This window comes from Bacteroides sp. (assembly GCF_029057325.1).
Classification (GTDB): domain Bacteria; phylum Bacteroidota; class Bacteroidia; order Bacteroidales; family Bacteroidaceae; genus Bacteroides.
The window spans coordinates 1-7,864 of sequence record NZ_JAICZW010000182.1 but is presented as its reverse complement, the minus strand read 5'-3'; the positions used below and the strand labels follow the sequence as shown (position 1 = coordinate 7,864).

Genomic DNA, 7,864 nt, shown 5'->3' with positions numbered 1-7,864 from the left:
GTGATTTGATCTCAGGTAAGAAGGTTTTGAGTAGAGTCCCTGCCGAGCTCTTGACATAATTATAAGCTATATATTTCCTTATTAAAACAATTTGTATGGAAAAGTAAAATGCACATTTTAAACTTATCTTCTAATTGAACGTTCATCATCAACATCATCATAATTATCTTTCCTTCCAACTTCCCACTCACGTTTCTCGCTATGGCTGCCACCACCTGCATCATGCAGCTTGGCCTTGCCAGAGAAACGTGAAGCAGGTTTTGTTGGTTGCAGGTGTTTATGTCGTTCAATTTGCTTCATTGGCTGTTTCTTTAACCGTTGAAGATTGAAGTTTTCTTCAGTAAGATTTATAATGATATGCTGCTTGAAGTTGATGGCATAAGTTACATCTTCTTCCTGACGGATGGTAAAGCCTTCTTCATGTAGTCGGCTTCTGATAGAGATGACTGTTTCATCATTGAATATCTCACGCAACCGATTCACTGCATCTGTGTAGTAGTGTGTTCTTTCCGGAGATATATCTACTAAATCTGTCCGTGAAACCTTGAATATCTTACAAAGTAGGTCACGTTCAGCTTCAGTAGCCGGGCTGAACATTTCTACCATAGCTATATGGTTGTTACGCTCAATAGCTTCTGTCATAAAAGGTTTTAACGGACGGCTTTGGCCATCAAAATAGATGATGCCTTTCTTAATATAGGCACGCTGCTTCCTGATTTTACTGTATATTTCACCTTGGGTAATCTTCGAATTGAGTGTCAGTAACCGGTCAATATAGTCCTCAATCCGATTGAACCGTTCTTCAGGAGTAGCGAAGTCCAGAAGTTCCTCTACAGCCAGCACTCTTGCACCATGAATGACAGTCCTGTTTGCATGATCAACGAGCATATATCCGTATGGTGTATCCTTCTTGCCGAAGAATACAATATCAATACCGAACTTCGTTTTCAGTTCCTTCTGCAGTTCCTCCTTGTTTGAACTAACATCACGGTATTTCTTTAATATGCTTCTAAGCTGACGGCAACGAGCCCTTTCCCGATAACCACTCTTGAACAAACTTTCTATATCAGAAAAAGGGATTTCCTTCTGAACTTTTCCACCATGCTTGACGAATACATTCTCGTCTTTCTGGTATACTTCATATCCCATGGAAACCATTATTGCCTTGAACTGGGCAAAAGAAGAGAATGTATATTGTTTGGCAGCATCAATATCATCTTCCGTTTTCTTTTTCCTGTCATTCCCAAGAATACGGTCAATGACTTCCTGGGAACGTCTGCGCTCATGGCTGTGCTGAATCTTTCTTCCATCAGGTGCCACTCTCGAAGTGATGATATGAAGATGGGTATTCTCCGTGTCATAATGGGAGTAAACAAGCAACGGCTGACCGGATTCTCCGTATCCCATTTCCTTGAGATATTGGTGAGCAAAATCCAACAACTCATCTTCTGACATTTCGTGTCCCTTACATGATATGGCTACATGAAACTGCGGTTTCCTGATTCTGCTGTTCTGTGAACTGTACTTCTGGAGATAACCGACCAGCTCACTTTGGGTAGGTTTGTGAAAAGTTCCGAGTGAACCGAAATTCTGAATCTCGATAAGCCGTGCAACACCTTTCGAGACTTTATGTTCATTGTAACCGACAGCATGGAAGTTCGTACTTCCCGGTAATATGGTTGCTATCATATCGAATCCTAATTATCATGGTTTATTTGACTGAGTAACCGAAATACTTCAAACTCATTAATCCATGGTTATACTATAATAATATCTGAAATGATTGAATATCGTGTAGTCTGCAATTCAGATTCTGACAGCTTTCTGTGTCAGAGAATCAAGGTCTTTCTTTATTCGGTTCAATGTTTCCTGAGTTTCAAGAATAACCGGTAACAGAACTTCCTGAATATAGCTGGGTGCGAGTAACCCGGCTACCGCAAGTTCATTGGCACGTTTAACCGACTGATTAAGGTTTCCTCCAGCCCAGGAAAGTTCATTCTGATATTTCCGGTAAAACAGACCGAGATCATTCATCAGTTCGAGCTGCCTTTTGGTCCCGATATTTGAATACTCTGCCAGTGCCGATCGTATATAATGGCTCACGGATGAATAGGAGGCAGATTTCTCCTTAAACTGTTGTACTTCCTCCGGTGTCATCCTTACCTTGATGTACTTGGTTCTCTGATTCTTCATACTTGGATACATTGGTGGTTAGGTTTCCTGGACCATTTTTCGCCATGCGAAACAGCGGCCAGCCGCTCCGATGCGCCAGCATTCGGCAAGTTACTTTTGTGAGTACGAAACGGAGTTTTGTGGCCACAAAAGTACAACTTGCTTGGAAAACTCTGCACGGCAGAACGATGCTATCCGGGAATGATTATTACACCCAAATTTACCGGAGAAAGCCGTTGCAAACCGAAATCAACAACACAATTCTTTGGAGGCGTATTCCTGTTAACCGTGTGCTGTAGCATCCGGTTGTCTTGGAATATCCATATAGCGGAATATTGTTGTATAGAGTCCTAGAACTTATCAAACCAATTTTCGTGTATTCAGAAACAGATGCTATAAGTATTATTCGATTTTAGAACCATAAAAATCGTAGTAATAAGAAAATAATGTTTCGATATATATGGTTGGATAAACCAAAGTCTCAAAGACATACAAGATGTAGTTATATGGGATAGATGGTTATTGTTCTCATAAAACCTATATCCAATATAATATGTAGTCCCGATACCATGATAGTATGGTAAAAGTAACCTGATTATCTAAGTTATTGGAATCCCAATAAAAGGGAAAATATAATCTTGTAGCTGATTCAGCTGATGAAATGGCTATCGGGAAATCTTATTTTATCTGAATTTGTATTGTAGAAACATTCAGACAGAATAACCTTGTTTTCAGAGCCTGGAGATACCTCGTTATCGTGGTGATATAACACTGATAATCAGTAAAAAATCTACTCGAATAACAAGAAAATAGTGTTGTGCAAATTTCTGTATTTCATTGATTTTTAGTATATTTATATACTTAAATAGGTTTTATATTCACTAAATATTACACGCTATGTTTGAACTGCTGTTGATTATATATCTACTGCCGGTACTTATTATAGGTATGCTGCTCCTGAAGCTGGTATTCTGGCTTTTGAGGATTGCCATACGTCTGGCTGTATGGCTGGTTAAGAAAACCTTTATACTTATATGGAAGCTCATCGTACTCGTCTTTGCCATACTTATAGGCTGTGAGGTCATGCTCTGGAATCAACCGGACAAATAGAAAGGAACCGCACCAGTGTGAAATGGTACGGCTCTGATAAAGATAAGTAGAATCCTCCCTTTGCGTTAATGGTTTGTTCCGGTTTTCCGATTACATAAAACCTTTTCCTTTGCTTCTTTCATACACAACTTCTTTCTTGGAATCACAATTCATAAGGCGGAACTGAACCATACATCCGGTAGGAATATCCTTAGGTAACTGTTCAACCAGTCTATCGATAATCTGGTCCACATTACTGAAACCAATATCTGTTATTTCACCGATTACGTCACCTTTGAAATATGCACGGCCATAGATCATCATCTTCTTTGTAATGCGGAACATCTTGTCTGCCGGTGTCTCGAAGTCACGTGCCTTGCCTTGCTTGCTCTTTTTGCTGCTGAAGAAAATGAAATCAATCACTTTGGCATTTAGTTCCCAGGCAGGAGTGAAGTCTATCTTGACATAGCCTCTTGTTATATTCAGTCCATGGCTGTGGTTCATACCGAGGGCAACCTCATACAGATTGGCATCACAGTCATTCTGGGCAATTGTAGCCCATGTATGACGGAAAGTATAATAACAGTAGTAATCCTCCTTCTTCATTCCCATATCTGCACATATCTTTCTGATTCCAATGTTTACATTGGCATTGAAACTGTCCGGGTTGCTGTAACGCTTATGGAACTTGAAAAGATATTCGTCATTCTCGTCTGAAAGATACTTGTTAAATGTAGGCTGAATAAACGGTTCCACACGCATTTCACTATAGGCTTCGTCTTTTCGGCTGTGCTTTGTCTTTGCTCTTTTATATCCGATAATACCATCCTTATAATTTTCTTTTTTAAGCTCAAATATATCTACGGTATTTATTCCGCCCAAACACAAGGATAGGAGTGCCACGTCTCTTCCCAGTTCCGGAAGAGAGGAAATCATTTTAGTTTCTGGTAGTGGGCGATTGAAAAACTCCCGGCATGCCTCTGCACTGATAGCTCTTTGAACCGTACTGTCAGATTTTGGGATGGTGATTTTTAACCAAGGATTGAATTTTATTTTTTCAATCCCTTTTTCATCATCGTTTAAATCTGTGATGGCTGCTTTAAATATCTGCCTGATACATGTGGGATACATTTCTTTTGCCCGATTTGTATTAGATAGACTTTCTATCCATTTCTTCAATACATTAGCTGTTAACTGACTAAACATTATTTGTGTTGTTCCTATGTAACGTTCAAGATGAGCTACAGCAAGTTTGTAATTTTTGGCAGTCCGCTCACGGTTCTCAACAAGCATTTGCTTAATGTGCAATTTTGCATAATCACTGAAACAGATTTCTTCATCTGTCTCAAGCAAATAGTCTATGACTTCTTTTACACTCCAAAGTGAAGTGTTTGTTCTGTTTAGTCGGTCACTGTATTTACGGATGAGCATTGCACAATATTCATTAACGACGGGGTCTGTTGGTTCACCATCGTTAGAGATGTGATGTGCATCAACAATTTTCGGGGTTTTGATATAACCCGGTTTCCGATTGTGTACGACTCTAATGTACACAGAGTACAAGCCATCAGTTCTTGGCTTCCGTACCATTGCTTTTAGTGTAGTCATAAGCCTTTAATTTTTATAGCTGCCATAGCCTTTTTTAGTTGGTGTAAGCAGGTGTAAGCAACGGGTATTTTGGTGTAAGCATAGAGTAAGCAAATACGTACATTCGGCTCATTTTTTGCGGTCAAGTGTACGAACTGCCCAAGCGCAAGACAGGCTGTAACTACCGCAAAAGCAGTGAGTTACAGCCTGTTATTAAGATTCAATTATTTCGGGGATTATTCCTCTATTGCAGCCTGCGCCGCAGCCAATCTCGCGATAGGTACACGGAACGGAGAACAGCTGACATAGTTCAGACCTACCTTATGGCAGAACTTCACAGATGAAGGTTCACCACCATGTTCACCGCAGATACCGCACTTCAGTTCCGGACGGATGGCACGGCCCTTTTCGGTAGCCATACGTACCAACTGACCTACACCATTCTGGTCAAGAACTTGGAACGGATCGACTTTCAGAATCTTCTTCTCCAGATAAATCGGGAGGAAGGAAGCGATGTCATCACGTGAATACCCGAATGTCATCTGAGTCAAGTCGTTTGTTCCGAATGAGAAGAACTCTGCGGAAGAAGCGATACGGTCGGCAGTCAGGGCAGCACGCGGAATCTCAATCATGGTACCTACCTTAAAGTCGATGCTGTCACCTACCTCTTCAAACAATTTGGCTGCTTCGGCACGAATCACATCTTCCTGCTGCTTGAACTCATAGAGAATACCGGTCAGCGGAACCATGATTTCGGGATGTGTCTCAATGCCCTCTTTCTTTAGTTCCAAAGCGGCACCTAAGATGGCACGTGTCTGCATCTGCGTAATTTCAGGATAAGTATTTCCCAGACGGCATCCACGATGTCCCAACATCGGATTGTGCTCGCAAAGTGCTTCTACACGCTGCTTGATATATTGCAAGCTAACGCCCATCGCTTCAGCCATTTCCTCTTGTCCCTTCAAATCATGAGGAACAAACTCATGCAAAGGAGGATCGAGCAGACGAACAGTTACTGGGCAACCTTCCATTGCCAAGAAGATACCTTTGAAGTCAGCTTGCTGGTAAGGCAAAATTTTAGCCAAAGCCTTGCGACGTCCTTCGGCATTTTCTGCCAGAATCATTTCACGCATAGCTCTGATCTTTTCACCTTCAAAGAACATGTGCTCCGTACGGCAGAGACCGATACCTACGGCACCGAAGCTACGTGCCACTTGTGCATCGTGCGGAGTATCTGCATTGGTACGAACTTGCAGTTTTGTATATTTGTCGGCCAACTTCATCAGCTCGGCAAAGTCACCGGAAAGTTCGGCAGCCTTCGTCTCAACCTTACCTTGGTAAACTTCACCGGTGCTACCATTCAATGAGATGAAATCGCCTTCTTTCATAACGACGCCATCTACCTCAATGGTTCTGGCTTTATAGTCGATGTTCAATGCACCTGCACCGGAAACACAGCATTTTCCCATACCACGAGCTACTACAGCTGCATGTGAAGTCATACCGCCACGTGCTGTCAAGATACCTTCGGCAACAGCCATACCTGCCAAGTCTTCGGGAGAAGTTTCGATACGAACCATCACCACACGCTTGCCTGCCGCACGCCATTCGGCTGCATCATCAGCGAAGAACACGATTTGTCCGCAAGCAGCACCCGGAGATGCGGGAAGACCACGAGTCAGCACCTTAGCTTGCTTCAAAGCAGATTTGTCGAATATGGGGTGCAGAAGCTCATCCAGCTTATTAGGTTCGCAACGCAACAGGGCAGTCTTTTCATCAATCATACCTTGATGGAGCAAATCCATGGCAATCTTCACCATAGCGGCACCTGTACGTTTGCCGTTACGGGTTTGGAGGAACCAGAGTTTACCTTCCTGCACCGTGAATTCCATATCCTGCATATCGTGATAGTGGTTTTCGAGTTTGGTTTGCAACGCATCCAGTTCTTTGTAGATTTCCGGCATCGCTTCTTCCATAGAAGGATATTTGCTTGCACGTTCTTCTTCGCTCACACCGGCCAATTCAGCCCAGCGCTGAGAACCGATTTTTGTAATCTGTTGCGGAGTACGGATACCGGCAACCACATCTTCTCCTTGAGCGTTGATCAGGTATTCACCATTGAAGAGGTCTTCACCTGTAGCGGCATCACGGCTGAAGCAAACACCGGTAGCGGAAGTTTCGCCCATATTACCGAATACCATTGCCTGTACACTAACGGCAGTACCCCATTCATCAGGTATTCCTTCCATTTTACGATAGAGGATGGCACGTTCGTTCATCCAGGAGTTGAACACGGCGCAGATGGCACCCCACAATTGTTCGTATGCGCAAGTCGGGAAGTCTTTGCCGGTCTGTGCCTTCACGGCAGCCTTGAACTTTTTCACCAGTTCCTTGAGGTCTTCTACTTCCAGTTCGTTATCCAGTCTCACGCCTTTTGCGTGTTTCACCTCTTCAATAATGGCCTCAAACGGATCGATATCCTCTTTATTGGTCGGTTTCATTCCCAATACTACGTCACCGTACATCTGTACGAAACGACGGTAAGAATCCCAAGCGAAACGTGCGTTTCCGGTCTTGCGAATCAGACCTTCTACTACCTCGTCGTTCAGACCCAAGTTCAAGATGGTATCCATCATACCCGGCATGGAGGCACGGGCTCCCGAACGTACAGATACCAACAACGGATTTTCTACATCGCCAAATTTGGAACGCATCAATGTTTCAACGTGCGCGATGGCAGCTTCAACTTCTTTTTTCAACAGAGCAACTACTTTTTCTTGCCCCATTTCATAATATTCAGTACAAACTTCAGTTGTGATTGTAAAGCCCGGAGGAACCGGAACTCCGATAAGATTCATCTCAGCAAGGTTGGCACCTTTACCACCTAAAAGGTTTCTCATGCCAGCTTTTCCTTCAGCCTGACCGTTACCAAAGGTATAAACTCTTTTTTTGTCCATAATAAAATAGTTTAAGATTGTGATTTTTTTCTTTTCTGTTCGCAAATCTAAGTATATTT

General features: G+C 42.6%; 5 protein-coding genes. 1 reads left to right on the top strand and 4 read right to left on the bottom strand.

What is annotated here, in order from left to right; translation table 11 throughout:
* Positions 1-123: 123 nt before the first annotated feature.
* Both K2G43_RS12285 and K2G43_RS12280 read right to left on the bottom strand, forming a co-directional pair.
* Positions 124-1,689, bottom strand: a complete 1,566-nt coding sequence (locus K2G43_RS12285; RefSeq protein WP_300155639.1) for a relaxase/mobilization nuclease domain-containing protein — start codon at positions 1,687-1,689, stop codon at positions 124-126.
* 117 nt (positions 1,690-1,806) lie between these two features.
* Positions 1,807-2,193: a hypothetical protein gene (locus K2G43_RS12280; RefSeq protein ID WP_057253385.1), complete on the bottom strand. Its 387-nt coding sequence runs from the start codon at positions 2,191-2,193 to the stop codon at positions 1,807-1,809.
* Positions 2,194-3,069: 876 nt separating this feature from the next.
* On the opposite strand from K2G43_RS12280, the gene K2G43_RS13535 reads away from it, so the two are divergent.
* Positions 3,070-3,282: a hypothetical protein gene (locus tag K2G43_RS13535; protein WP_366525057.1), complete on the top strand. Its 213-nt coding sequence runs from the start codon at positions 3,070-3,072 to the stop codon at positions 3,280-3,282.
* Positions 3,283-3,372: 90 nt separating this feature from the next.
* On the opposite strand, the gene K2G43_RS12270 is transcribed toward K2G43_RS13535, so the two are convergent.
* Together K2G43_RS12270 and ppdK are read right to left on the bottom strand one after the other, a co-directional pair.
* Entirely contained in the window at positions 3,373-4,869 is a 1,497-nt protein-coding gene (locus tag K2G43_RS12270; RefSeq protein ID WP_300155629.1) for a phage integrase SAM-like domain-containing protein, read from the bottom strand.
* 215 nt (positions 4,870-5,084) lie between these two features.
* On the bottom strand, positions 5,085-7,805 hold the full coding sequence (gene ppdK, locus K2G43_RS12265) for a pyruvate, phosphate dikinase (RefSeq protein WP_297642826.1): 2,721 nt from the start codon (positions 7,803-7,805) through the stop codon (positions 5,085-5,087).
* Between the last annotated feature and the right edge of the window lie 59 nt (positions 7,806-7,864).